The sequence below is a fragment of the Ensifer sp. 22460 genome (assembly GCF_052044935.1).
Classification (GTDB): Bacteria; Pseudomonadota; Alphaproteobacteria; order Rhizobiales; family Rhizobiaceae; genus Ensifer.
The window spans coordinates 60258-84067 of sequence record NZ_JBQENZ010000032.1 but is presented as its reverse complement, the minus strand read 5'-3'; the positions used below and the strand labels follow the sequence as shown (position 1 = coordinate 84067).

General features: G+C 62.2%; 28 protein-coding genes. 10 read left to right on the top strand and 18 right to left on the bottom strand.

Translation table 11 applies throughout. The annotated features are described in order from the left end of the window. Together ACTJKM_RS30490 and kdgD are read right to left on the bottom strand one after the other, a co-directional pair. Positions 1 to 1061, bottom strand: a 1061-nt coding sequence (locus ACTJKM_RS30490; protein WP_440661570.1) for a mandelate racemase/muconate lactonizing enzyme family protein, incomplete at its 3' end; no start/stop codon positions are given. A gap of 18 nt (positions 1062 to 1079) precedes the next feature. Continuing rightward, positions 1080 to 1991 (bottom strand): 5-dehydro-4-deoxyglucarate dehydratase, encoded by a 912-nt coding sequence (kdgD, locus tag ACTJKM_RS30485; protein WP_440661568.1) that lies wholly within the window; start codon positions 1989 to 1991, stop codon positions 1080 to 1082. 297 nt (positions 1992 to 2288) lie between these two features. On the opposite strand from kdgD, the gene ACTJKM_RS30480 reads away from it, so the two are divergent. Together ACTJKM_RS30480 and ACTJKM_RS30475 are read left to right on the top strand one after the other, a co-directional pair. Then, on the top strand, positions 2289 to 3083 hold the full coding sequence (locus tag ACTJKM_RS30480; protein ID WP_440638764.1) for an NAD-dependent epimerase/dehydratase family protein: 795 nt from the start codon (positions 2289 to 2291) through the stop codon (positions 3081 to 3083). An 86-nt stretch (positions 3084 to 3169) separates the two neighbouring features. Next, complete coding sequence (locus tag ACTJKM_RS30475) at positions 3170 to 3907, top strand: FadR/GntR family transcriptional regulator (RefSeq protein WP_058328136.1); 738 nt, start codon at positions 3170 to 3172, stop codon at positions 3905 to 3907. Between the two features lie 10 nt (positions 3908 to 3917). On the opposite strand, the gene ACTJKM_RS30470 is transcribed toward ACTJKM_RS30475, so the two are convergent. From ACTJKM_RS30470 to pcaD, 5 genes are all read right to left on the bottom strand, one after another. Beyond that, a complete protein-coding gene (locus tag ACTJKM_RS30470; RefSeq protein ID WP_058328135.1) occupies positions 3918 to 4973 on the bottom strand; it encodes a 3-carboxy-cis,cis-muconate cycloisomerase in 1056 nt (351 codons plus the stop codon). Between the two features lie 89 nt (positions 4974 to 5062). Continuing rightward, the gene (pcaG, locus tag ACTJKM_RS30465; RefSeq protein ID WP_058328134.1) at positions 5063 to 5677 is read right to left on the bottom strand and encodes a protocatechuate 3,4-dioxygenase subunit alpha; all 615 of its coding nucleotides are present in this window, start codon (positions 5675 to 5677) and stop codon (positions 5063 to 5065) included. Continuing rightward, positions 5677 to 6426 carry a protocatechuate 3,4-dioxygenase subunit beta gene (gene pcaH, locus ACTJKM_RS30460; RefSeq protein ID WP_440638767.1) on the bottom strand — a complete coding sequence of 250 codons (750 nt, stop codon included), beginning with the start codon at positions 6424 to 6426 and terminating at the stop codon, positions 5677 to 5679. Before pcaH ends, pcaG begins: the two co-directional genes overlap by 1 nt. Positions 6427 to 6438: 12 nt before the next feature. Then, positions 6439 to 6843 (bottom strand): 4-carboxymuconolactone decarboxylase, encoded by a 405-nt coding sequence (gene pcaC, locus ACTJKM_RS30455; RefSeq protein WP_058328133.1) that lies wholly within the window; start codon positions 6841 to 6843, stop codon positions 6439 to 6441. Further along, complete coding sequence (gene pcaD / locus ACTJKM_RS30450) at positions 6836 to 7648, bottom strand: 3-oxoadipate enol-lactonase (RefSeq protein ID WP_440638769.1); 813 nt, start codon at positions 7646 to 7648, stop codon at positions 6836 to 6838. Before pcaD ends, pcaC begins: the two co-directional genes overlap by 8 nt. Positions 7649 to 7741: 93 nt before the next feature. Between pcaD and pcaQ the strand changes: the two genes are divergently transcribed. Together pcaQ and ACTJKM_RS30440 are read left to right on the top strand one after the other, a co-directional pair. Next, the gene (gene pcaQ / locus ACTJKM_RS30445; protein ID WP_113513187.1) at positions 7742 to 8668 is read left to right on the top strand and encodes a pca operon transcription factor PcaQ; all 927 of its coding nucleotides are present in this window, start codon (positions 7742 to 7744) and stop codon (positions 8666 to 8668) included. Positions 8669 to 8747: 79 nt separating this feature from the next. After that, positions 8748 to 9269, top strand: a complete 522-nt coding sequence (locus tag ACTJKM_RS30440; RefSeq protein WP_058328130.1) for a GNAT family N-acetyltransferase — start codon at positions 8748 to 8750, stop codon at positions 9267 to 9269. A gap of 15 nt (positions 9270 to 9284) precedes the next feature. Here ACTJKM_RS30440 and pobA read toward each other — a convergent pair whose 3' ends face one another. Beyond that, positions 9285 to 10457: a 4-hydroxybenzoate 3-monooxygenase gene (gene pobA / locus ACTJKM_RS30435; protein WP_440638771.1), complete on the bottom strand. Its 1173-nt coding sequence runs from the start codon at positions 10455 to 10457 to the stop codon at positions 9285 to 9287. A 112-nt stretch (positions 10458 to 10569) separates the two neighbouring features. On the opposite strand from pobA, the gene ACTJKM_RS30430 reads away from it, so the two are divergent. Beyond that, positions 10570 to 11457 (top strand): helix-turn-helix domain-containing protein, encoded by an 888-nt coding sequence (locus ACTJKM_RS30430; RefSeq protein ID WP_440638773.1) that lies wholly within the window; start codon positions 10570 to 10572, stop codon positions 11455 to 11457. A gap of 29 nt (positions 11458 to 11486) precedes the next feature. Here the strand turns inward: ACTJKM_RS30430 and vapC are convergent, their stop codons facing one another. Next, the gene (gene vapC / locus ACTJKM_RS30425) at positions 11487 to 11894 is read right to left on the bottom strand and encodes a type II toxin-antitoxin system tRNA(fMet)-specific endonuclease VapC (protein WP_057251702.1); all 408 of its coding nucleotides are present in this window, start codon (positions 11892 to 11894) and stop codon (positions 11487 to 11489) included. Further along, positions 11894 to 12127: a type II toxin-antitoxin system VapB family antitoxin gene (gene vapB / locus ACTJKM_RS30420; RefSeq protein WP_058328126.1), complete on the bottom strand. Its 234-nt coding sequence runs from the start codon at positions 12125 to 12127 to the stop codon at positions 11894 to 11896. Before vapB ends, vapC begins: the two co-directional genes overlap by 1 nt. 248 nt (positions 12128 to 12375) lie before the next feature. On the opposite strand from vapB, the gene ACTJKM_RS30415 reads away from it, so the two are divergent. Beyond that, positions 12376 to 13824, top strand: a complete 1449-nt coding sequence (locus ACTJKM_RS30415) for an NCS1 family nucleobase:cation symporter-1 (RefSeq protein ID WP_058328125.1) — start codon at positions 12376 to 12378, stop codon at positions 13822 to 13824. A 49-nt stretch (positions 13825 to 13873) separates the two neighbouring features. On the opposite strand, the gene ACTJKM_RS30410 is transcribed toward ACTJKM_RS30415, so the two are convergent. Beyond that, complete coding sequence (locus tag ACTJKM_RS30410) at positions 13874 to 14815, bottom strand: sterol desaturase family protein (protein ID WP_113513115.1); 942 nt, start codon at positions 14813 to 14815, stop codon at positions 13874 to 13876. Between the two features lie 523 nt (positions 14816 to 15338). Between ACTJKM_RS30410 and ACTJKM_RS30405 the strand changes: the two genes are divergently transcribed. Next, positions 15339 to 15545: a hypothetical protein gene (locus tag ACTJKM_RS30405; RefSeq protein ID WP_156414669.1), complete on the top strand. Its 207-nt coding sequence runs from the start codon at positions 15339 to 15341 to the stop codon at positions 15543 to 15545. Positions 15546 to 15565: 20 nt separating this feature from the next. Here ACTJKM_RS30405 and ACTJKM_RS30400 read toward each other — a convergent pair whose 3' ends face one another. Together ACTJKM_RS30400 and ACTJKM_RS30395 are read right to left on the bottom strand one after the other, a co-directional pair. Then, positions 15566 to 16228 carry a sulfite oxidase-like oxidoreductase gene (locus tag ACTJKM_RS30400; protein WP_057251707.1) on the bottom strand — a complete coding sequence of 221 codons (663 nt, stop codon included), beginning with the start codon at positions 16226 to 16228 and terminating at the stop codon, positions 15566 to 15568. An 88-nt stretch (positions 16229 to 16316) separates the two neighbouring features. Further along, on the bottom strand, positions 16317 to 17072 hold the full coding sequence (locus ACTJKM_RS30395; RefSeq protein WP_057251708.1) for an IclR family transcriptional regulator: 756 nt from the start codon (positions 17070 to 17072) through the stop codon (positions 16317 to 16319). 177 nt (positions 17073 to 17249) lie between these two features. On the opposite strand from ACTJKM_RS30395, the gene ACTJKM_RS30390 reads away from it, so the two are divergent. From ACTJKM_RS30390 to pcaF, 3 genes are read left to right on the top strand one after another with little or no spacing between them, the layout of a single operon-like run. Further along, positions 17250 to 18110, top strand: a complete 861-nt coding sequence (locus ACTJKM_RS30390) for a CoA transferase subunit A (RefSeq protein WP_057251709.1) — start codon at positions 17250 to 17252, stop codon at positions 18108 to 18110. 12 nt (positions 18111 to 18122) lie between these two features. After that, positions 18123 to 18905, top strand: coding sequence for a CoA-transferase subunit beta (locus ACTJKM_RS30385; protein ID WP_113132220.1), 783 nt, complete (start codon positions 18123 to 18125; stop codon positions 18903 to 18905). Beyond that, positions 18905 to 20110: a 3-oxoadipyl-CoA thiolase gene (gene pcaF, locus ACTJKM_RS30380; RefSeq protein WP_057251711.1), complete on the top strand. Its 1206-nt coding sequence runs from the start codon at positions 18905 to 18907 to the stop codon at positions 20108 to 20110. Before ACTJKM_RS30385 ends, pcaF begins: the two co-directional genes overlap by 1 nt. Before the next feature lie 45 nt (positions 20111 to 20155). Here the strand turns inward: pcaF and ACTJKM_RS30375 are convergent, their stop codons facing one another. From ACTJKM_RS30375 to ACTJKM_RS30355, 5 genes are all read right to left on the bottom strand, one after another. After that, the gene (locus ACTJKM_RS30375) at positions 20156 to 20881 is read right to left on the bottom strand and encodes an amino acid ABC transporter ATP-binding protein (RefSeq protein ID WP_057251712.1); all 726 of its coding nucleotides are present in this window, start codon (positions 20879 to 20881) and stop codon (positions 20156 to 20158) included. Continuing rightward, complete coding sequence (locus tag ACTJKM_RS30370; RefSeq protein ID WP_057251713.1) at positions 20859 to 21518, bottom strand: amino acid ABC transporter permease; 660 nt, start codon at positions 21516 to 21518, stop codon at positions 20859 to 20861. The genes ACTJKM_RS30375 and ACTJKM_RS30370 overlap by 23 nt, the downstream gene beginning before the upstream one ends. Beyond that, positions 21515 to 22186, bottom strand: coding sequence for an amino acid ABC transporter permease (locus ACTJKM_RS30365; protein WP_057251714.1), 672 nt, complete (start codon positions 22184 to 22186; stop codon positions 21515 to 21517). The genes ACTJKM_RS30370 and ACTJKM_RS30365 overlap by 4 nt, the downstream gene beginning before the upstream one ends. Positions 22187 to 22259: 73 nt before the next feature. Beyond that, on the bottom strand, positions 22260 to 23045 hold the full coding sequence (locus ACTJKM_RS30360; protein WP_057251715.1) for a transporter substrate-binding domain-containing protein: 786 nt from the start codon (positions 23043 to 23045) through the stop codon (positions 22260 to 22262). 4 nt (positions 23046 to 23049) lie between these two features. Continuing rightward, positions 23050 to 23799 (bottom strand): GntR family transcriptional regulator, encoded by a 750-nt coding sequence (locus tag ACTJKM_RS30355; protein WP_058328119.1) that lies wholly within the window; start codon positions 23797 to 23799, stop codon positions 23050 to 23052. Positions 23800 to 23810: the final 11 nt, after the last annotated feature.

Genomic DNA, 23810 nt, shown 5'->3' with positions numbered 1-23810 from the left:
GCAACGACACCATTCACGGCCTCGATCGGCGTCTTCAGCACCGCCTGGCGGAAGGGATTCTCCGTCCGGTCGAACTCCATGATCGGCTCGATCGGGTTTACCCGCACCGGATCTGGCGTCATCGCCGCCATGAACTGTAGCGCCGCGGCAAGATGCACGCCGGTACCCCAGACATGCGGCACGATGCGCACGCCGTGCAACGTAGCAAGACTTGCAATCTTCGCCATCTCGGAGAACCCACCGCAGCCGCAGAGATCCGGCTGCAGGATATCGACGGCGCGGCTCTCGATCGCTGGCCACATGCCGTAGCGTGTATGCCAGGTCTCGCCGCCGGCGACCGGGATGGGCTGCCCGGCTCTCACCTCGCAATAGGCCGAAAGCTGTTCCGGCACCACTGGCTCCTCGAACCAGTCGATATCGTAGTCCGCCGCCGCCTTGCCGAGGCGGATCGCCTCGGTGACGGTGTAGCCGTGGTTGGCGTCGATCATCAGCCGCATTTCATCGCCGATCGCCTCGCGCACGGCGCGGATGACGCGCAGGTCTTCGTCGATGCTAAAGCCGATCTTGATCTTGCAGGCGTGAAACCCCTGCGCCCGGCGTTCCGCCATCTCCATGGCATTGTCGGAGACGCGGTCGACCCCGTCGCGCTTGAAGCTGCCGGTCGCATAGGCGCGCACGCTCTCGCGCCAGCGGCCACCGAGCAGCATGGAGACCGAGGCACCGTGATGTTTGCCCTTGATATCCCAGAGCGCGATGTCGATGCCGGACAGCGCCGTGATCGCCAGACCGCGCTGCCCCTGATCACGCAGCGCATTATAGAGGATCGCCCAGAGTTTTTCGGTCTGGCGCGGGTCCTGGCCGATCAGCCAGGGGGAATAGGCGGCGACCACGGCCGCATTGGGTCTCGCCGGCCCAAGGCATTCGCCCCAGCCGACGGTCCCGTCATCGCATTCGATCTCGACTAGCACATGCGCGCGCCGATCAAAGCGCATCGACGCGCTTTCGAACGGCACCGCCAGCCGGTGCTCGAGGAGATGGGTGCGGACGGCGGTGATCTTCATGCCACTCCTCCCTGCCCGTCACGCTTTGCGCTTGTGACTGCCGATGAGGGCGTCGAGCAGCTCGACTTCGGCCCCCGTCAGGTCCTTGAGCGGGCTGCGCACCGGACCCGCATTGAACCCCTGCAGGCGCACGCCCGCCTTGACCGCCGAAACGGCATAGCCCTTGGCGCGGTTGCGGATGGCCATGAACGGATAGAAGAAATCGTTGAGGATGCGCTCGCAGGTGGCGCGGTCGCCGCTGCGCAGCGCCGCGTAGAACTCGTTGGCAAGACCCGGAACGAAGTTGAAGACGGCGGACGAATAGGTGGTGAAGCCAGCACCGAGATAGGCCTCGGCAAAAAGCTCGGCGGTCGGCATGCCGCCGAGATACATCAGCCGGTCGCCCATCTTGGCGGTGACCTGGCGCACGAGGCCGATATCACCGGTGCCATCCTTGAAGCCGATCAGGTTCGGGCATTCGTCACAGAGCCGCGCCAGCGTGTCGGGCTGCAGCACGGAGTTGTCACGGTTATAGACCATGACACCGATGCCGACCGACTGGCAGATCGTCTTCACATGGGCGTAGAGCCCTTCCTGCGGCGCATCGATCAGGTAGTGCGGCAGAAGCAGAATACCGTCCGCACCCACCCGCTCGACCGAGCGGGCAATATCGACCGCAACCTCGGTGCCGTAGCCGCAGCCGGATACGATCGCCGTATCGCCGGCAACCTCCTTGGCGGCGGCGACGATGCCGGGGATTTCATCGGGCTTCAGCGAGAAGAACTCGCCAGTTCCGCCGGCCGCAAACAGCACCGGCGCCTTGTAGCCGGCCAGCCACTCGACATGTGCCTTGTAGCTCTCCGGCGCAAAGCGACCGTCTTTGTCGAAGTGCGTGACCGGGAAGGAAAGGAGGCCCGATCCAAGCGCGGCCTTGATCTGTTCTGGGGTCATTTCGCGCGGCTCCTCCCTAATACTCGACGCGCCCTACTAAGCAAGTGATCACACACATGTCAATATGTCATAATACAAGTTATCATATGACCTTCGAAATTCAATGACCCACGCCTTCGGCGCCGAATCTCGTTTCATCTGCCACGCAGCACAAAACCCCAGCGAGCTAGGTATTCAAACGCGCCAGGCTCTCCATTCATGTTGCAGATAACATATATTATATGTTAGCCGATATTGTATGATGTGACTGACTGATGGTCGACGGGACCCTACCCGCCGACATGAAGGAGATGGGCGATGGAACGACTTCTGATCACCGGCGCAGCAGGCCAATTGGGCCGCGTCATGCGCAAAAAGCTCGCCCCGATGGCAAAGGTGATCCGACTTTCCGACCGTTCGCAGCTCGACCCACCCGGTGAGAACGAAGAATGCGTTCAGTGCGACCTCGCCGATGCCGGCGCTGTCCATGACCTTGTTGCCGGCTGCGATGCAATCCTGCATCTGGGAGGCATATCCGTCGAACGGCCCTTTTCCGAAATCCTCGACGGCAACATTCTCGGCCTCTACAACCTCTACGAAGCTGCGCGCGCCAACGACAAGCCGCGCATCCTGTTCGCCAGCACCAACCACACGATCGGCTACTATCCGCAAAACGAGCGGCTCGGCCCGAATGCCCCCTACCGGCCGGACGGGCTCTACGGTGTGTCGAAGTGCTTCGGCGAAGCACTTGCCCGCATGTACTTCGAGAAGGTCGGCCAGGAGACGGCGCTGGTGCGCATAGGCTCGTGCCTGCCGGAGCCCATCAACTACCGCATGCTGTCCACCTGGCTTTCGCATGACGACTTCGCATCCCTGATCGAAGCCGTATTCCGCGTCCCGGTTCTCGGCTGCCCGGTCGTCTGGGGCGCGTCTGCCAACGACGCCGGCTGGTGGGACAATTCGCACATTGGATGGCTCGGCTGGCGACCGAAGGACAATGCCGAAGTCTTCCGCGACAAGATTGCCGCAAGCAGCCCGAAGCCGGACCCGAGCGACTCGCTCGTGCGGTATCAGGGCGGCGCATTCGTCGATGATCCGATCTTTGAGGAGTAGGTTCTACGCCTTGCCAATGGATTGCGCCCTTGATCGGCAATGGCGTATCCAGAAACTCACACCAAGTCCCAGAAACGGCCATACCCATGAGCAACGTCACCGCCCCCGACAACACAACCCCGCAAGGCAAGACGCTGGTGGCCCGGGTGACCGACGCACTTGGCGGACAGATCGCTGGCGGACACTATAAGCCGGGCGATCGCCTGCCATCGGAGGCGCAGCTTACCCAGGAGTTCGGCGTCAGCCGCACGGTCGTGCGCGAAGCGATCGCGGCGCTACGCTCCGGCGGGCTGGTCGAAGCGAGACACGGTATCGGCGTTTTCGTGCTGGAACCCACGCCAGTGGCTCCGCTGCCTTTCCATGGCGTGGATCTCGCGCGCGTCTCTTCGCTGATCGAAATGCTGGAACTCAGGACCGCCGTCGAAGGTGATGCCGCCGCCCTTGCCGCCCTGCGCCGCTCGCCGGCCCAGGAAGAAAAAATCGTCGAAGCCTTCGACAGCTTCTGCGCGAGTGCTGCTGAGGGTCGCCCTACTGCGGAAGCCGATTTCAACTTTCACCTGGCGATTTCCCAGGCGACCAACAATCCGCGCTTCAGCGAGTTCCTGCAGATGCTGGGCACGGCGCTCATTCCCCGACGCGCGGTTTCCGAAAGCGGCGAGGAAACCGTTCTGGCGGCGGCGGAACTGTCGCGATTGATCTCGGAACACGAGGCCATTCTCATCGCGATCCAGGATGGCGACGAGGAACAGGCGCGCAGCGCCATGCGCCAGCACCTCAAGAACAGCCAGGTGCGCTATCGTTCGATGTTGCGCGCGGCCCGCTAGAGCATCCCACTCAGGCGCGGCCAAGCCGGCGTATGTTGCTCGCAAGCTCGGCCGCCAGGCGAAGTGCGGCCGCCGTCGCGCCGGCCATCTGCGGCATGATCAGCCATTCGAGCGTCCAGGCGGCACCGGAGCGCTCCTGCTCGTGTACCAGCGCGTGGTGCATGCCGGAGAGCTGGGTCGCGTTGAACCGCGCCAAGGACACCAGAACCTCCGCCGCTACGGGGTTCTGCTTGTGCGCCATCGCCGAGGAACCACCGCCGCCGGCAAGCTCGATCTCATCGCCTTGCTGCGCCATCAGCGCGACATCCTGACCGAATTTGCCGAGGCTGCCGGTCACCAGCGACAGCGCGCTGGCAAAATCCGCGACCTCCGAGCGCTGGCTGTGCCATTGCGGAAAATCGGCAAGGCCGAGCTCTTCGGCGAGCGTGGCGCGCACTTCGTCGGCTCGATCGTCAAGTTTATCGAGCGTCCCCGCGGCGCCGCCGAACTGCACGGCGAACAGATCACGGTCCATCGCCTCGAGCCGATCGATATGATCGAGCAGCGGCTCGATCCAGCTGCGCAACCGGTCGGAGACGGTGATCGGGATTGCCGCCTGCATGCGGGTACGCCCCATCAGCGCGCGATCCCCCCATTCGCTGTCGCATTCTTCGAGCACCGAGACGACATTGCCGAGGCGCACGGCGAAAAGCTCGGCGACCGCCTTCATCCGCAACATCAGGCTGGTGTCGATCACATCCTGGCTGGTGGCGCCGAAATGCACGTATTCCGCCGCCTCGCCCCCGACGGCGGCGCGCAATTGCCGGACGAGTTCCGGCACGACCACGCCATCCACCGCCATGACGCGCTTCAGTGCGATGACATCGGGCGAAAAGGCGCGACAGGCCTCGGTGATCCGATCCGCAGCGCTCGCTGGGATGATACCGTGCACGGCTTCCGCCCGCGCAAGCGCCGCCTCGAATGCGAGCATCGCATGGATGTCGGCGGAGGCCGAAAACTCGGCGGCTACCGCCTCATCACCCAGAAGCCCGGAGAGATAAGGATGGTCGAAGGCGGAATAGGTCATGGGTTCCCCGTTTCTGCTTGCCGAACGAAATGCCACCTGCTGCATGGCGGTATCAATCACCGCCCCATGTCCAGGCGTGACATTCCTGTTCAGATGTCGAGGAAGACCGTTTCCTTCTCACCCTGCAGGTGAATGTCAAAAACATAATTAGGCGCCGCTCCCGTCGCGACAAGCGTCGCGACGCGATGACGATGTTCAATCCGCGCAAGCAGCGGATCGGCGGCGTTGGCTTCCGCCTCGTCCGGAAAGTACATGCGCGTCTGCAGGCCGACATTGATGCCACGCGCCACGATCCAGAAGCTGATATGCGGCGCCATCTTCCGGTCACGGCTGTAAGGCACGACCCCGGGCTTCACCGTTTCGAACGTGAAGACACCATCCTCGGCACCGGTCGCACAACGCCCCCAACCGGAGAAGTTCGGGTCGGCGGAGCCACGAATTTCGGTCGGCGAATTATAGAGGCCGGCAGCATCCGCCTGCCAGATCTCAACGAGCGCGTCCCTGAGCGGCATGCCGGCGCCGTCGATCACGCGGCCAGTAATGGTAATGCGCTGCCCTTTCGTCTGCTCATTCACCATGCACGATCCGAGGTCGGCTTGATAAACGCCGCCGATCCCACAGAAGTTTGGCGTTAGTCCGATGTGCACGTAAGGCCCGGCCGTCTGCGACGGCGTTTCCTTGAGATAGTTCAGCTGCTGCACCATCAGTTGCCCTCCAGCCGGTTCTCGAAAAGGGTCGAGCGGCGACCGCGCAGTACGATGTCGAATTTGTAGGCGCGCGCATCAAATGGGATCGTGTTTGCCCAGTCGAGCGGCGCGATCAGTTGCTCGATCGCCTGGCGATCCGGGATCGTGTTGACGATCGGACACTTCCAGATCATCGGATCACCCTCGAAATACATCTGGGTGATCAGGCGCTGTGCAAATCCGTGGCCGAAGACCGAGAAATGGATGTGGGCTGGCCGCCAGTCGTTGACGCCGTTCGGCCAGGGATAGGGGCCGGGCTTGATCGTGCGGAAAGCATAGAACCCCTCGTCGTCAGTGATCGTGCGGCCGCAACCGCCGAAATTCGGGTCGAGCGGCGCGAGGTAGCTTTCCTTCTTATGGCGGTAGCGGCCGCCGGCATTGGCCTGCCAGAATTCGAGCAGCGCGCCCGGCACGGCGCGGCCGCGCTCGTCGAGCACCCGCCCATGCACGATGATGCGCTCGCCAATGGCGCTTTCGCCTGCCCGCGCGAAATTGTGGATCAGGTCGTTGTCGAGGTCACCGATGACAGAATGGCCAAAGACAGGGCCGGTGATTTCCGAGATCGTGCCGTCGAGCGACAACAATGCCTTCTGTGGTGAGCGCAGCACCGAGGTCTTGTAGCCCGGCGTCAACGCCGGCGCATGCCATTGCCGGTCGCGGGGGAAAAAGGCACCCGTCTCCGGCTTTCCGTTCGATCTGTCGGTCATCATCTTCCCCCGTCAGGCAGCCTTGCCGGCATCGATCTCGGCAAAGACCTGCTTGGCGATCTTGATCGCATGATTGGCCGCCGGCACGCCGGCATAGATCGCCACATGCAGCAGCGCCTCGCAGATATCGTCGCGGCTGGCGCCCGTGTTGACGGTCGCGCGCACATGCATGGCCACCTCGTCATCCTGACCAAGGGCTGCGAGCAGCGCGATCGTCACAATCGAACGCTCCCGCTTCGTCCAGGTCGGTCGCGACCAGACGTGGCCCCAAGCGGCCTCAGTGATCAGTTCCTGAAACGGGCGATCGAAATCGGTGGAAGCCGACTGGGTCCGGTCCACATGATTGTCGCCCAGAACGGCCCGGCGCGTGGCCATGCCCTGGCGATAACGGTCCGAGGGCGTGAAGGCGTCACTCATGCGGCTTGTCTCCATGCATTGCGATTTCGAAGAAGGCGCGAAGCACCGCGGTCAAAGCCTCCGGGTTTTCGACGCAGGGGATGTGGCCGGCGTCGCGGATAACTTCGTAGCGCGCGCCGGGAATGAGGCGGGCGGTCGACAACACGACATCGGGCGGCGTCGAACCGTCCTGGTCGCCGACCACGCAGAGTGTGGGCACCACAATGCGGGCGGCCGCCTCGGTATAGTCGGCATCGCGGATGGCGGCGCAGGTGGCGACATAGCCGGTCACCGGCTGGCGCACCAGCATGTTGCGATAGCCGGCATAGGCGGTGTTTTCCGGCCGGCGGAAGGCTGGCGTGAACCAGCGCTCAAGCACGCCGTCGGCGATCCCCTCGATACCAAGTTCCTCGATGGCAGCGATGCGTGCCGCCCACATCTCGGCGGTGCCGATCTTGTGCGCCGTGTCGCAAAGAACCAGCGCACGAACGAGATCGGGCCGCCGCTGGTAGAGCGACTGTGCGATCAACCCTCCGACCGACAGGCCGCAGATGATCGCCTGCTTGACGGAGAGCATGTCGAGCAGACCGGCCAGGTCGTTGGCGTGATCCTCGATCGCGTAAGGGATCGGCCCGATATCGGAGAGGCCATGGCCGCGCTTGTCATAGAGGACGATGGCATAGTCGCCGGCGAGCCGGACCACGACGTCGCGCCAGATGCGAAAATCCGTGCCGAGCGAATTGGCAAAAACCAGCACCGGTCGGTCGCCGGTCGCGCCGATCACCTGATAGTGGATCGTGATGTCGTTGATGCGGGCAAACTGCACGGGCTCTCTCCTCCGACACCAAATTGGATATTTAATCTGGTTAGGTAAAATGATATTTCATGGCATTTCATTAACTTGAGGGTTATGAATTCCATGATCGACACCCGGGTTAAGTTTCGCCATCTGCAGACTTTTGTCGAGGTCTCCCGGCAGAAGAGCGTGATGAAGGCGGCGGAGCTGCTGCATGTCAGCCAGCCGGCCGTGACCAAGACGATCCGCGAGCTGGAAGAGGTTCTTGGCGTCGCGGTTTTCGAGCGCGACGGGCGCGGCATCAAGATAACACGTTACGGCGAGGTCTTCCTGCGCCACGCTGGCGCAGCGCTGACGGCGCTGCGGCAAGGGCTCGATTCCGTGTCGCAGGAACGCGCCGGCGACGGTGTACCGGTGCGGGTCGGAGCGCTGCCGACAGTCTCGACCCGGATCATGCCGCACGCCATGACGCTTTTCCTCCAGGAGGATACCGGCGCGCGCATCAAGATCATCACCGGCGAAAACGCAGTTCTCCTCGAACAGCTGCGCGTCGGCGATCTCGATCTAGTCGTCGGGCGGCTTGCGGCACCGGAGAAGATGGCTGGCTTCTCCTTCGAGCACCTCTATTCCGAACAGGTTGTCTTTGCCGTCCGGGCCGGCCATCCGCTGCTTGCGGGCTCGCATTCCACGTTTGCGCGGCTCGCAGATTTTCCTGTACTGATGCCTACACGTGCCTCGATCATCCGCCCCTTCGTCGAGCGTTTCCTGATCACCAACGGCATCGCCAGCCTGCCGAACCAGATCGAGACCGTGTCCGATGCCTTCGGCCGTGCCTTCGTCCGGGCGAGCGACGCGATCTGGATCATCTCCGCCGGCGTCGTCGCCAGCGACGTCGACGATGGAACGATCGCAATCCTGCCGATCGACACCAGCGAGACGAAGGGCCCCGTCGGCCTCACCATGCGCGCCGATGCGGCACCGTCAGCGGCTCTCTCGATCCTGATGCAGACCATTCGCGAGGCAGCGACCATCGTCGCCACCAAACTGTAAGGAGGCATGCCGGGAATTCACGGCTTTACAAGCCCCGGCCAGCGACCGAGATTGCGGGTTCCGACAGACTGGTGATCCCATGCCGACTGCTCCCCTCCCCGTTGAAGCCTTTTCCCAAAAGCACGTTCCCGAAATGCTCGACTGGTTTTCGAACCTCGAAGCGCTGGTGCAATGGGGCGGCCCCGGCCTCTCGTTTCCACTGGAGGCCGCGCAGCTCGAGGCAATGCTCGCAGAGACAACGACCGTCGAGCCCACGCGATGGATGTTCGCCGGCCTGGCCGACGAAAAGCTCGCCGGTCATGCGCAGGTGGCACTCGATTGGCAAAACGGCGTCGGCCGCCTCAGCCGGGTTGCCATTAATCCGCGCATGCGGGGCCGCGGCCTCGCCCGGCCGTTTCTCCGTGAGGTGACCAGCCGCTTCTTCGCCCATCCCGCCTTCGAGCGGCTGGAGCTGAACGTCTACACCTTCAACGAGGCGGCGATCCGCACCTACCGCAGCCTCGGCTTTCGCGAGGAAGGTGTGCGCCGGTCGTCGGCCAAGGTCGGTGACGTCAGGTGGGACACGGCGATCTACGGCCTGCTCCGGAATGAATGGAACTGACCGCGCGGCGAAGCGTCAGAACGGCAGCCCGACATAGTTCTCCGCCAGCGCCGTCTCGGCGGCGACCGAATGGGTCAGGTAGTCGAGTTCGGCCTCCTGGATGCGCTGGTCGAAATCGCCGGTATCCGGAAAACGATGCAGCATCGTCGTCATCCACCAGGAGAAACGCACCGCCTTCCAGACACGCGCGAGCGCCCGTGCCGAATAGGCATCGATCCCCGCATTCGAGCGGTCCTGATAGTGTTCAAGCATCCCTTCGAAAAGATAGTGCACGTCGCTGGCCGCGAGATTGAGCCCTTTCGCGCCGGTTGGCGGCACGATATGGGCGGCATCGCCGACGAGGAAAAGCCGGCCGAAGCGCATCGGCTCGGCGACGAAGGATCGGAGCGGCGCGATCGACTTCTCGAAGGACGGTCCGGTCACCATCGCCTCGGCATGATGCTGCGGCAGCCGCCGTCGCAACTCGTCCCAGAAGCGCTCGTCGGACCAGTCCTCGATCTTTTCGTTCAGCGAGCATTGAATGTAGTAGCGGCTGCGCGTCTGAGAGCGCATCGAGCACAGTGCGAAACCACGCGGATGGTTGGCGTAGATGAGTTCGTGATCGACCGGCGGCACGTCGGCGAGGATGCCGAGCCAGCCGAAAGGATAGACCTTTTCGAAGGTGTGCAGGGCCTTTTCGGGAACTGACTTGCGGCTGACACCGTGAAAGCCGTCGCAGCCCGCGATGAAGTCGCAATCGATACGCCGGGTCGCACCATCCTTCTCAAAGGTGACGTAGGGTTGATGGCTGTCGAAATCATGCGGTTCGACATTGGGAGCTTCATAGATCGTCGTCGCGCCGGAGTGCTCGCGATGCTCCATCAGATCGCGCGTCAGTTCCGTTTGGCCATAGACCATGACGCGCTTGCCGCCGGTCAGATGCAACAGATCGATGCGGTGGTCGCGGCCGTCGAAGGCAAGCGAGAAACCGTCATGCGGCAGCCCCTCCTTGTGCATCCGCTCGCCGGCCCTGGCGCGATCCATCAATCCGACCGTGCCTTCCTCGAGCACGCCGGCGCGCACGCGGCCAAGGATGTAATCCTGGCTGACGCGGTCGAGAATGACGTTGTCGATGCTGGCTTCCGTCAGCAATTGCCCAAGCAAGAGCCCTGATGGGCCTGACCCGATGATGACGACCTTGGTGCGCATGCTCTCCTCCAGAATTGTCTTTTGACAAAATCTGCGCCGAGCGGGCTTCGCTCTCAATGGACAAATCCGCCATGAAATTGCACAAATCGAACATGACTTCAGGGAACGTGATATGAAGAAGACGGTTCCGACCTATGAGCTTTACGGCGAACGGACCGGCGAACGGCCGGATTTCTGGCTGCATTGCGAGACTATTCCGTCACGAAGCAGCCTCTACCACTGGGAGATCGGGCTGCACCGCCACGAAAGCTTCTTTCAGATCTTGTACATTGCCGGCGGCTCCGGCGACGCGGTCTTTGGCTACGCGGTGCACACGATCGAGCCGCCTATGGTTATCACCGTTCCGCCAGGCCTCAGCCACGGCTTCCGCTTCTCGCGCGACATCGACGGCTTCGTCTTCACCATCCTAGCGTCGCATCTGAAGACAACCCCCGGGGAACGCAGTCGTCTCGGCTCCTTTCTTGCGACCCCTCATCTGACCCGGCTCGATGGCCGCGAGGATGCGGCCTATGTCGCAGCAACCCTCACGCGTCTGGCCAGGGAATGGGAAACCAACCGCAGCAATCGCACCGACCTGTTGGATGCCTACCTTACCTCCGTGCTGACGCTGGCGGCACGTCTCGACGAGGCAAGCGACAGCCGAGACGATACAGCCGATAGCGAAAACGAACAGCGGGTCCAGCGCTTCCAGGCTCTTTTGCAGCAGCACCACCGCTCGCATTGGCCGGCCGCCGCCTATGCCCGCGAACTCGGCCTGTCGCTGACGCATCTGAACCGGATAACGCGTGTTATCATGGGGCTCAGCGCCCACGAGATGATCTCGCGAAAGCTTATCGGCGAAGCGAGGCGCGAACTCGTTTTCACCAGGGCCAGCGTGCAGGAAATCAGCTTCCGCCTCGGCTTTGCCGATCCCGCCTACTTCTCCCGCTTCTTCCTGCGCCAGACGGGCATGACACCGCGCGCCTGGCGCATGGCTGAGCGGGAAAGGCTCGGCGCATAGGAGCTACGGCGACGCAATAGACGCTGGGATTAAGGAGCGGTCGTCCAATCCTCGACCCGCAGACCGGGCACACGATCGAATTCCCTCCTGTTGTTTGTCACCAGTATCAGGCCCTGCGATCGCGCGTGACCGGCAATCAATTGATCGTAAGGGCCTATGGGTGTCCCACTGCGCGCGAGTTCGGCGCGCAACTGGCCTGTATGGGTCGCTGCTGCCTGGTCGTAGTTGAGAACCTCAAGACGCGCAGAAAAGCCTTCTATGACGGAAAGGTTGCGCTCGGGCATGGCGGATCTTTCCGCCCCATAGATCAACTCCATGAGACTGATCGAGCTGATGCATAGTTGGCCGTGGTGCCTGTTGAACGCCTCGCGAACCTGCTGTGGCCGGTTCTTCACCGTAAAAATACAGATATTGGTGTCGAGCATATATTTCAGCATCAGAGAGCCTCGCGCTCCTGTGGAGGCGGCTGCTCTCTCTCTGTCATGAAATCGGTCGTTACGGACTCGCCATCGAACCAACTGTCCCAGGCTTCGCCTGCGGGCGCAATGATCCGCGTTCGCCCCACCGCGACGATATCGACGCGTTTGACATCCTCTGGAAGTGCGACGGCCTTCGGCAGCCGGATCGCCTGACTACGATTGCTGAGGAAAACAGCGCCTTGCTCCGACATCTCTATCTCCGGGATATGCTTTACGTATATCCAAGATGGTATCGGTTGCGGGATATGTCAACGGGATATACAAAATCACTCGCAGCGATAGCATCTTCATCGACGTTGGCAGGGCCGCGTGGCCCACCGCTGGTCGCCATAGGCCCGCTCGCCTTCCCAAGGTCAAAAAGATTTTTGCAACGACTCAAAACAGGAGCAGAATCAATACTCGGGTCCGAGGGGGACCCGGAGGATATACGGAGGAAGACATGGCAGTACGCGATCCGTCGCCCTCGTTGTATAACGAGGATCTGGCACCGGCCGAGGAACGCCGGTGGGGCGCTTTCAGCATCTTCAATGTGTGGACATCCGACGTGCATAGCCTGTGGGGCTATTATCTCGCCGCGAGCCTATTTCTGCTCTGCGGCAGCTTCGTGAACTTCGTCATCGCGATCGGGATCGGGTCGCTGGTGATCTTCTTCCTGATGAGCCTCGTCGGCAATGCGGGCGTGCGCACCGGCGTGCCCTTCCCCGTACTCGCGCGCGCCTCCTTCGGCACGTTCGGCGCCAACGTCCCTGCCCTCGTGCGCGCGGTCGTCGCCTGCTTCTGGTATGGCGCACAGACGGCCGCCGCCTCGGGCGCAATCGTCGCCCTTCTGATCCGCAACGAAGGCATGCTGGCCTTCCACCAGAATAGCCACATGCTCGGCCATTCGACGCTTGAGGTCATCTGCTACGTCGTCGTCTGGTCGCTGCAGCTGCTCATCATCCAGCGGGGCATGGAGACCGTTCGCAAATTCCAGGACTGGGCAGGCCCTGCAGTCTGGATCATGATGCTGATCCTTGCCGTCTATCTCATCGTCAAATCGGGAACCTTCTCCTTCGGCTCTGAAATCCCGCGCGACGTTCTCATCGAGAAGACAAAAGACGCGGGCGTTCCCTGGGAACCCGGCACCTTCCCGGCGCTGGCTGCGGTCGCCGCCACCTGGATCACCTATTTCGCCGCGCTCTACCTGAACTTCTGCGACTTCTCGCGCTATGCGACGGACGTAAAGACGCTGCGCAAGGGCAATCTCTGGGGCCTGCCGATCAACCTGCTCGCCTTCTGCCTGGTCGCCGGCGTGACGACGACGGCGGCCTTTGCCGTCTATGGCGAAGTGCTGCTGCATCCGGACCAGATTTCGGCGAAGTTCGACAGCTGGTTCCTGGCTCTGCTCGCAGCGCTCACCTTTGCGGTCGCGACCCTCGGCATCAACGTCGTGGCAAACTTCGTGTCCCCGGCCTTTGACTTCGCCAATGTCTTCCCGCGGCAGATCAACTTCAAACGCGGCGGCTACATCGCCGCCCTGATTGCCCTCATCCTTTATCCCTTCGCGCCGTGGGAAACGGGTGCGGCACATTTCGTCAACTTCATCGGCTCGACGATGGGGCCGATCTTCGGGGTGATGATGGTTGATTATTATCTCATCCGCAGAGGCCAGCTCGACGTCGAGGCGCTTTACCACGAGAATGGCGAATTCCGCTTCCAGGGCGGATGGCATGGCAGCGCCTTCATCGCCTTTGCGATCGGGGCGCTGTTTTCGTCGATCCTGCCGACGTTCACGAACATCCTGCCGGCCTGGTGGGGGACCTACGGCTGGTTTTTCGGCGTCGCGATCGGTGGGGCAATCTACTACGTCTTAAGGATCGGCGCACGCAAACCTGCCTTTGCCTCCTAGTCGTTCAATGCCGTACCCGGTCGGACGATCGGGTACGGCATCCACGACATCACGAGCCTCGGCTTGGGCGACCGAGAATTTGGCGGACACCTTCTTTGGTGAAGGGCTGAGCCAGTTGCTTTAGAAATCCCGGTGCGATCTGTCCCTTGATGCCGATATCGATCGAGGATGGACGGTTGGGGTTGTAGTAGGTCCTGAAGATCAAATCCCAGATCACGACGTTCTCGCCGTAGTTCATGTTGCCTTCGCGAAGGTCTTTCGAATGATGCCAGCGATGAAGGCGCGGCGTGCTGAAGACGAGATCGAAAATGCCGGTGCGCATATCGACGTTGCAATGGGTGAGGATGCCCATGAAGGCCGTAACGGCCCCAAGCCACCAGAAAACGTCGAGCGGCGCACCGAGGCAATAGAGCGGGATCTGGCTCATCGCGAGCTTGAAGAGCGAATCGGCAACGTGGAAGCGGCCGGTATTGATGACCCAGAGCCGGACGACACTGTGGTGCAGCGCGTGGAACCGCCAAAAGAACAGTTTTTCATGGGCAATGCGGTGCGCCCAGTAGAGTCCCAGTTCGGCAATCAGCACTGCCAACGCCACCTGAACCACCATCGGCCAATCCGCGGGCCACAAGCCAAACTTCAGCGCGGCAAGTGGCTGCAGAATGTTGGCGGCGTACATGGGGAAGACGGCGGCGATCAAGCCTGCCCCTTGCAGCAACCCCTTTGTCGCCAGCGTATGCCCGATGTCGTTTACCGTCTCGCCATCCGACAACAACCAGCGTCGCTCGTAGGGGATGTAGCGTTCGAGAAGGAACAAGACAAAGACCGCGGCGGCATAGACCGTCGCGAAGGCGATCATCGGATGGGTGCTTGCGAAGGCAAAATAAGAACCCAACAGTCCGGAGAAGAACACCAAAGGCCAGGACAGATATCGCAGTATTCGCTTTAGCAGATACCTGGCCTTCGAAAGGGCGCGGCTGCGCTCTGAAATCATCAATGACGCTCCATCTATTCCAGCAACTCGCGGCACGTGCGCGGGCGGCCATCGCTGACGCGCCCATCCGAACATGGATCCAGGCTAAGGTCCGGCTCGGACCGATCGCCCCACCTCTTGCCGCCGTACATGCGCCTGACCTCGGCGCAGGTGCGTGGCTTTCCGTCACTTAGCCGACCATCACGACAGGGATCGTACAGGTGCTGTGCGGTGCGGTGCGGATCGTCCGCAATCCACAGCCCTTTGTCGTCGGCATGACCCGGACCCGCGCCGAAAAGCATCATCCACATTGGTAAGACGACCAACCGCATCGACAACCGTCCTTGTTTGAAAGCGTTATTGCCGAGCTTTGGGGGGAGCGGATTACACGAGCATTGCGGGAAGCCGAAGGATGCAACCTGACACGTCCCGAAGCAATTCATCGACTGACGGCAGATGCCCGGGGTTCGGAGCACGCGCGCGCCCTGCTGGCGTTCTGGATCAAGCAGCGGCTCGTCGTCCTTCGCGAGATGACCCGGCTTGCGTGGCGATACATGATCGAAACACAGGGCGAGGCAGCGCTGTCGCCCCTGATGCCCTTCGTGCTGGAGCGCGCCTTACCCCAACCATCGACACCATTGCCGACACGCTCGGCCAATATGAGGACGGACCGTCCTTTCAGGCGGCGATCGACCTCGTCTGGCGCTACCAGCTGGCAGGACTGAAGTCGCTCATGGCTCCCAAGCATTGAGGTAAGGGTGGGCCAGGCTCTCAGTCGTCCGAATAGCGCTCCTCGCGCCACGGGTCGCCACGCATGTGATAGCCATTCTTCTCCCAGAACCCAGCGGCATCACCCGCGCGAAAATCAATCCGCGTCAGCCACTTGGCGCTCTTCCACAGATAGAGATGCGGAACAACGAGCCGCATCGGTCCGCCATGGGTGCGGCTGATCGGCTGCCCCTCCCAGTCCGTCGCCAGGATCGCGTCCTCGGAGGCGAAGTCTTCAAGCGGCAGGTTGGCAGTGTAACCGTCATAGCTCGTCAGCATGACGTGGCTGGCCTCGGGCTTCGGCATCACATGATCCAGCAGGTCGCGGGTCGCGACACCCTGCCAGCGGTTGTCATAGCGCGACCAGGTGGTGACGCAGTGCATGTCAGAAAGCCTGTCGCTTTGTGGCAACGCCTTGAAGGCCGCCCATCCGAGCGACAAGGAATGCTCGACAAGGCCGGTAACATCGAGCCGCCAGCTTTCCGTCCGAATGATCGGCTGCTGGCCGAGGTCGAGCACCGGCCAATCCTTGACCAGGTGCTGGCCGGGCGGCAGGCGTTCGTCTTCCGGCCGGGCGATCCGTCCGGTCAGGAACTTGCCGTCTGCGGCCCAGCGTCGCTTCGTCGTCGTGAGTTTGGTTTCCGGCGGATGCGTGTCGTCGGTCATGAATCTTTACTCCCGGCCCGAATTCACTCGCCAAGCGGAAATAAGAAGGGCGCCGCTGCAGAACGTCAAGCGCAGGAGCGCGAAGTTGCTATCTTAGGACCAAGCGCAACGCGGCTTGCGTTTCCTTGAGCAGCGGCAGGTAACGCTCCGCCATCTCCGCTGCGGCCACATGCGCGGCCGGCGCACCGATGTTCAGCGCCGCAACGATCCGGCCGCGGTCGTTCTCGAGCGGAACGGCGATGGAGCAGAGACCAAGTTCCAGTTCCTGATCGATGAGGGCATAGCCCTGATCGCGCACCCGACGAAGCTCGGCGATCAAATCGTCAGGATCGGTTTTCGTATGGGGCGTGTTCGCCTTCAGGTTCGAACGCGCCAGGATCTCGCGCGCCTCGTGCTCCGGCAGTGCCGCCAGCCACACCCGCCCCATCGACGCGCAATAGGCCGGTAGACGCGAACCAGTCGTCAGGTTGATCGACATCACCCGCTTTTGCGAGGCCCGGGCAATATAGACGATTTCGGTACCATCAAGCACTGAGGCCGACGCGCTCTGCCCGGCGCGATCCGAAAGCTGGTCGAGGTAGGGCTGTATGATTGTCGGCAGCGGCGTCGCCGAGAGATAGGCATGGCCCAATCTCAGGATCTTTGGCGTCAGCGCGAAGAACTTGCCGTCGTAGTCGGCATAGCCGAGCTCGGAGAGCGTCAGAAGCGACCGTCTGACGGTCGCCCGGTCAAGGCCCGTGATCTTCGACGCCTCGGCGATCGACAGCTTCGGACGGGTCTCGTCGAAGGCTTCGATCACCGTCAGCCCTCGCGCAAAGCCGCTGACGAAATCCGTCTCTCGCATCTGACATCCCTCGATCTATCCGCCGGCATTTTGTGCGATATACGAACAAAAGTCAAATATCGCACAAAATATTTGACGGTTCGGTTCGATCGGCGCTTATTGGCATGCGGAAGAGAGCAAGCCGCCCCGCCGCCCGACAGGCCGCAGGCGCACCAAACAGCAGCGAAGAGAGGAAACATGGCGAAGATCGTTTCGCTCGCCGAGGCCGTCGGCGACAATGTCAGGGATGGCGACACCGTCGCCATGGAAGGCTTCACCCACCTGATCCCCTATGCCGCGGGCCATGAGGTGATCCGCCAGGGCCGCAAGGATCTCTATCTCGTGCGCATGACGCCTGACATTCTCTACGACCAATTGATTGGCGTCGGTGCTGCGCGTGGCATGAAGTTCTCCTGGGGCGGCAATCCGGGCGTCGGCTCGCTACACCGCTTCCGTGATGCTGTCGAAAACCAGTGGCCGCGTCCGCTGGAGATCGAGGAACATTCCCATGCGGCCATGGCCAACGCCTATGAGGCGGGTGCTGCCAACCTGCCCTTCGCGACGCTGCGCGGCTACATCGGCGCCGACCTGCCGAAAGTGAACCCCAACATCAAGTCGGTCACCTGCCCCTTCACCGGCGAGGTGCTCGCCGCCGTGCCGGCGATCCGCCCTGATGTGACGATCATTCACGCCCAGCGCGCCGACAGGAAGGGCAACGTGCTGATCGAAGGCATCGTCGGCGTGCAGAAGGAAGCCGTTCTCGCGGCCAAGCGCTCGATCGTCACGGTCGAGGAGATCGTCGACGAACTCAACCCGCCATCTCCCAACTCCCTCGTGCTCCCGGGCTGGGCGGTTACATCAGTTGCCCAAGTCCCGGGCGGCGCCTTCCCATCCTATGCGCACGGCTACTACCCGCGTTCCAACGCCTTCTACATCGGCTGGGACGAGATCGCCCGCGACCGCGACAGCTTCACCGCATGGATCAAGGAAAACGTGCTCGACGCCAAGCCGGAAGACTTCGCCAAGCATGCCGGCACCAAGCCGGCAAGAGCGGCCTAAAGGGAGGATAGAATGAGCGACTTCACCCCCACCGAAATGATGACCATCGCCGCCGCGCGGGCGCTCTCCAATGACGATGTCTGCTTTGTCGGCATCGGCGCGCCTTCTGCCGCCTGCAACGTCGCGCGGCTGACGCATGCGCCGGATATCACCTTGATCTACGAGAGCGGTACGGTCGGAACCAAGCCGGACGTGCTGCCGCTTTCGATCGGCGACGGCGAACTCTGTGACACGGCACTTTTCACTGTCTCGGTGCCAGAGATGTTCCGCTACTGGCTGCAGGGCGGCCGCATCACCACCGGCTTCCTCGGCGGCGCCCAGATCGACAGGTTCGCCAACCTCAATACCACGGTCGTCGGCCCCTATGACCATCCGAAGGTGCGGCTGCCCGGCGGCGGCGGCGCTCCGGAGATCGCTTCCAATTGCGGCCGCATCTTCATCACCATGGCACTGTCGAAGCGCGGCTTCGTCGAGAAGCTGCCGTTCATCACCTCCATGGGCCATGGCGAGGGCGGCGATCAGCGCGAGCGGCTGGGCATGAAGACCAAGGGACCGACCCGCGTCATCACCGATCTTTGCATCCTGGAACCGGATCCAGAGACGAAAGAACTGACGGTCGTTTCGATCCACCCGGGCGTGACCCGCGAGCAGATCGTCGAGAACTGCGGCTGGGCGATCAAGTTCGCCGCGCATGTGATCGAGACGCCAGCGCCGACGGAACTGGAATTGACAACCCTTCGCGACATCAATGCCCGCACCAAGAAGGCGCATCAGGGCGACAAGGAGGCTGCGTAATGGCCGAGGCATTCATCTGCGACTACATCCGCACCCCGATCGGCCGCTTCGGCGGTTCACTCTCCTCGGTGCGAGCCGACGACCTCGGCGCGATCCCACTCAAGGCACTCCTCGAACGCAACACCGATGTCGACTGGGACGCGGTCGATGACGTGATCTTTGGCTGCGCCAACCAGGCGGGCGAGGACAACCGCAACGTCGCGCGCATGTCGTTGCTGCTCGCCGGCCTGCCGGTCGGCGTGTCCGGCACGACGATCAACCGGCTCTGCGGTTCCGGTATGGATGCGGTGATCGCTGCAGCGCGGGCGATCAAGTCGGGCGAAGCCGAGTTGATGATCGCCGGCGGCGTCGAGAGCATGTCGCGCGCACCCTTCGTCATGCCGAAGGCGGATACCGCCTTCTCGCGCAACGCCGAGATCTACGACACGACGATCGGCTGGCGTTTCGTCAACCCGCTCATGAAGAAGCAGTACGGCGTCGACTCCATGCCCGAGACCGGCGAGAACGTCGCGGCGGATTTTCACGTTAGCCGCGAAGACCAGGACGCCTTTGCCGTCCGCAGCCAGGCGAAGGCTGCTGCAGCTCAAGGCAATGGCCGGCTGGCAAAGGAGATCGTCTCGGTGACGATCCCGCAGCGCAAGGGCGAGCCTGTCGTCGTCGACCGCGACGAACACCCGCGCGCAACGACGATGGAGGCGCTCGCCAAGCTTGGCACGCCTTTCAAGAAGGAAGGCGGTACGGTGACGGCCGGCAATGCCTCCGGCGTCAACGATGGCGCGACCGCCCTGATCATCGCGTCGGAAGCAGCAGTGAAGAAATATGGGCTGCGGCCGATCGCTCGCATTCTGGGCGGCGCGACCGCTGGCGTACCGCCGCGCATCATGGGCATGGGCCCGGCCCCCGCATCGAAGAAGCTGATGGCGCGCCTCGGCCTCAAGCAGTCGCAGTTCGACGTCATCGAACTCAACGAAGCCTTCGCGTCGCAGGGCCTTGCCGTGCTGCGCGACCTCGGCATCGCCGACGACGATGCGCGCGTCAACCGCAACGGCGGCGCCATCGCACTCGGCCATCCGCTCGGCATGTCCGGCGCGCGCATCACCGGCACGGCGGCCTTGGAGTTGCACGAAACCGGCGGGCGCTATTCGCTGTCCACCATGTGCATTGGCGTCGGCCAGGGCATCGCGGTGGCATTGGAGCGCGTCTAGCCGCCGCGCCAAGCTGCGACGCGGGACCCCGGTTGGCTCGGCCTCTCAATGAAGGCCGAGAAACTGTTTCAGTTCCGGTGTCTGCGGACGGGCGAAAACCTCTTCCGGCGGCCCGACTTCGTGGACACGGCCCTGATGCATGAACACGACCCGCGAGCAGACGTCGCGTGCGAATTTCATCTCATGCGTCACCATTAGCAGCGTCATGCCCTCGGCGGCAAGTTCGCGCACAACCGCCAGGACTTCCGAGACCAGCTCCGGGTCCAGCGCCGAGGTGATCTCGTCACAAAGCAGCGCGATCGGCTGCATGGCAAGCGCGCGTGCAATTGCCACGCGCTGCTGCTGCCCGCCTGAAAGCTCGTCGGGATAGGCGTCGAACTTGTGTGCGAGGCCGACGCGCTCCAGCATCTTGCGGGCGATCGCCTCCGCCTCTGGCTTCGGCGTCTTTTTCACGACCGTCTGCGACAGCATAACGTTGCCACCGACCGTCTGATGAGGAAAAAGATTGAACTGTTGAAAGATCATTCCGACCTTCAACCGCAGCGCCTTCAGATGCACCTCGTCGTCCAGGAGCTGCGCACCCGCAACTGAAATCGAGCCTCTGTTGATCGTCTCAAGGCCATTGATACAGCGAAGCAGCGTCGATTTACCCGAACCGCTCTTGCCAATGATGGCAATGACTTCGCCTGACGCGACATCAAGATTGATGCCTTTCAACACTTCCGTCGCGCCATAACTCTTGCGGACTTCAGTGATTTCGATGAGCGACATTGAGCTTCCTTTCGAGGATCTGGCTGCTCTTCGACAGGGGCCAGCAGAGCGCGAAATAGATGAGGGCCACGAGGCCGTAGACGGTGAAGGGCTGGAAGGTGGCGTTGGTGACGACAGTGCCGGCCTTCGACAGTTCGACAAAGCCGATGATCGAGGTCAGCGCGGTACCCTTTATGACCTGCACCGAAAAGCCGACGGTCGGCGGAACGGCGACTTTCATCGCCTGCGGCAGGATGACGTAACGCATCTGTTGCAGCCAGCCCATGCCGAGGCTGGCGGAGGCCTCCCATTGCCCCTTGGCGACCGCCTCGACACAACCGCGCCAGATTTCGCCCAGGAAGGCCGCGGTCCAGAGGACCAGCGCCAATCCTGCAGCAAGCCAGGCCGGTACGTCGATGCCAAATAGGCCGAGCCCGAAGAAGGCGATGAAGAGCTGCATCAGGAGCGGCGTGCCCTGAAACAGCTCAATGTAATATTTGGCGAGCGATCGCAGCGATTTGCGTTTGCTGATGCGCAGGAAAAGCAAAGCGAGCCCGACGATGCCACCGCCCAGGAAAGAGACGAGCGAAAGGACGACCGTCCAGCGAGTTGCGAGCAGCAGGTTGCGCAATATATCCCAAAGGGTGAACTCGATCATCGCGCGGTCCTCCGTGGGAAAATGAACCCGCCGATGATCGCCAGCGCTTGGCGAAGCAAGATCGCCAACGCGAGGTAGATGATCGTGGAAACGATGTAAGCCTCGAATGCGCGGAAAGTTCTCGACTGGATGAAGTTGGCGGCGAAGGTCAGGTCTTCGGCAGCGATCTGCGACACGACGGCGGAGCCGAGCATGACGATGACCACTTGGGATGACAGGGCGGGCCAGATGCGCTGAAGCGACGGCACCAGAATGACATGTCGAAAGGTCTCGAAGCGAGTCATGGCGAGACTGGCGCCAGCTTCAAACTGGCCCCTTGGCGTCGCCTGAATGCCGGCTCGAATAATCTCGCAACTATAGGCCCCGAGATTGACGATCATGGCGATATTGGCGGCTTGCAATTCGCTGAGCTGCAGGCCCAACGATGGGAGGCCGAAGAAGACGAAGAAAAGCTGGATCAGGAATGGCGTGTTGCGGATCAGCTCGACATAGGCTGCGACCACCGGCTTTAGCCAGGCCGGACCAAGCGCCCTCACCCAGGCGCAGCAGATTCCGAGCGAAATACCGGCGACTGCGCCAACCGCGATCAGTTCAGCGGTGATGCCTATCCCTTTGCCAATCTGAGGATAATATTCGAGCAGCCAGCCAAATTCGAAATGGTAATTCAAGATGCACCCCTGGTTTGACGAACATCCAGTGGCGCCGTCCCGCACTGCGGCGAGACGGCGCGGCGACGGTTGATCAGAGATCTGTCGGCAGGTCGGTGCCGAGCCACTTCTGCGCAATGGCGTTCAGCGAGCCGTCGGCCTTGGCGGCGGCGATGATGCCATTGACCTTTTCGAGAAGGGCGGGTTGCTCCTTGCTGAGCCCGATATAGCAGGGCGAGTTCTTGATAAGGAACTTCAGCTCCGGACGCTTCGGTGGGTTCTTGGCGAGAATGGCAGCGGCCACCACGTTGCCGGTTGCAACCGCCTCGACCTGCCCGGACAGGAAGGCAGAGATGGTGCCGTTGTTGTCTTCATAACGCTTGATGACGGTATCGGCCGGCACGATCTTGGTCAGTTCCAGGTCTTCGACCGCGCCGCGCGTGACGCCTACGACCTTGCCTGTAAGTTCCTCCGGCTTGGTGACCCCGAGTTCCGCGGGCGCGAACACGCCATTGAAGAAGGGGGCATAGGCGGCGGAGAAATCGATGACCTTTTCCCGATCTGGATTTTTGCCGAGGCTCGAAATCACCAGGTCGACCTTGTTTGTCTGCAGATAGGGAATCCGGTTCGCGCTAGTGACCGGTACCAGCTCGACCTTCACGCCGAGCTTGTCGCCGATCAGATTGGCCATGTCGACGTCATAGCCCATTGGCGCCATGTCCGTGCCAACGCTACCAAAAGGCGGAAAATCCTGGGGAACGGCAACGCGAAGCGTGCCGCGGGACGTGATATCGCCAAGCGCGTCGGCGTGGGAAACCGAGCCGAAGCCGATGGTGGCGGCCATCGCCGCCATGGCTATGAACAGTCGTCTTGCGAGCATTGGGTCATTCTCCTTTTTGGGTTCGCGGTGTTTTGCTGCGTGACGTCCTTGACGGCGGGGTCACGGTCTGGGGAGGAAGCGCGAGCGACCGCCGGAGGTCGGCCAGGGGATCGGGGTGTTGCGTCAGGTCCAGCCCGGTCTCCACCTCGTCCAGGTGCTCGACGGAAAGCGCGGCTGCTTTCGAAAAATCCCCTTGCTCCATCGCTTCGACGATGCGGCAATGCCCGAGGTGGGATTGCACGGCGTGAAAATCCGACTGATAGAGCATCGAGATCAGAATGGTTCTGGCCGTGAGATCGCGAAGGATCTCGATGAGAACGGCGTTATCCGCCAATTCGGCCACACGAATATGGAAATCGCCCATCAGGCAGGTGAGGCGCTGGCGATCGCCGGCTTCGATCGCCGCTTTCTCTTCGGCAAGGTGGGCATGCAGCCTGTCGCGGCCGCTCTCCGCCAGCCGCCGCATGCTGCGCAGCAGCCCAGCTTCGATGACGCGTCGCGCGCCGTAGACCATCGTCGCCTCTTCGGCAGACGGTTCCGCGACGAACCAGCCTCTACGCGGGCTGACATGAACGATGCAGCGTGTCTCGAGGCGCATCATCGCTTCGCGCACACGAGTCCGCGACACGCCGAAGAGAGAGGCCAGTTGGTTCTCGCTGAGCCGTGTGCCGGGCTTTATGCGGCCCGAGAGGATGCCGGAGACGATGGCCTTCTCGATCGGATTATGGAACGTCGGTGCTGCTCTATCTTGCATACAAGACAGGA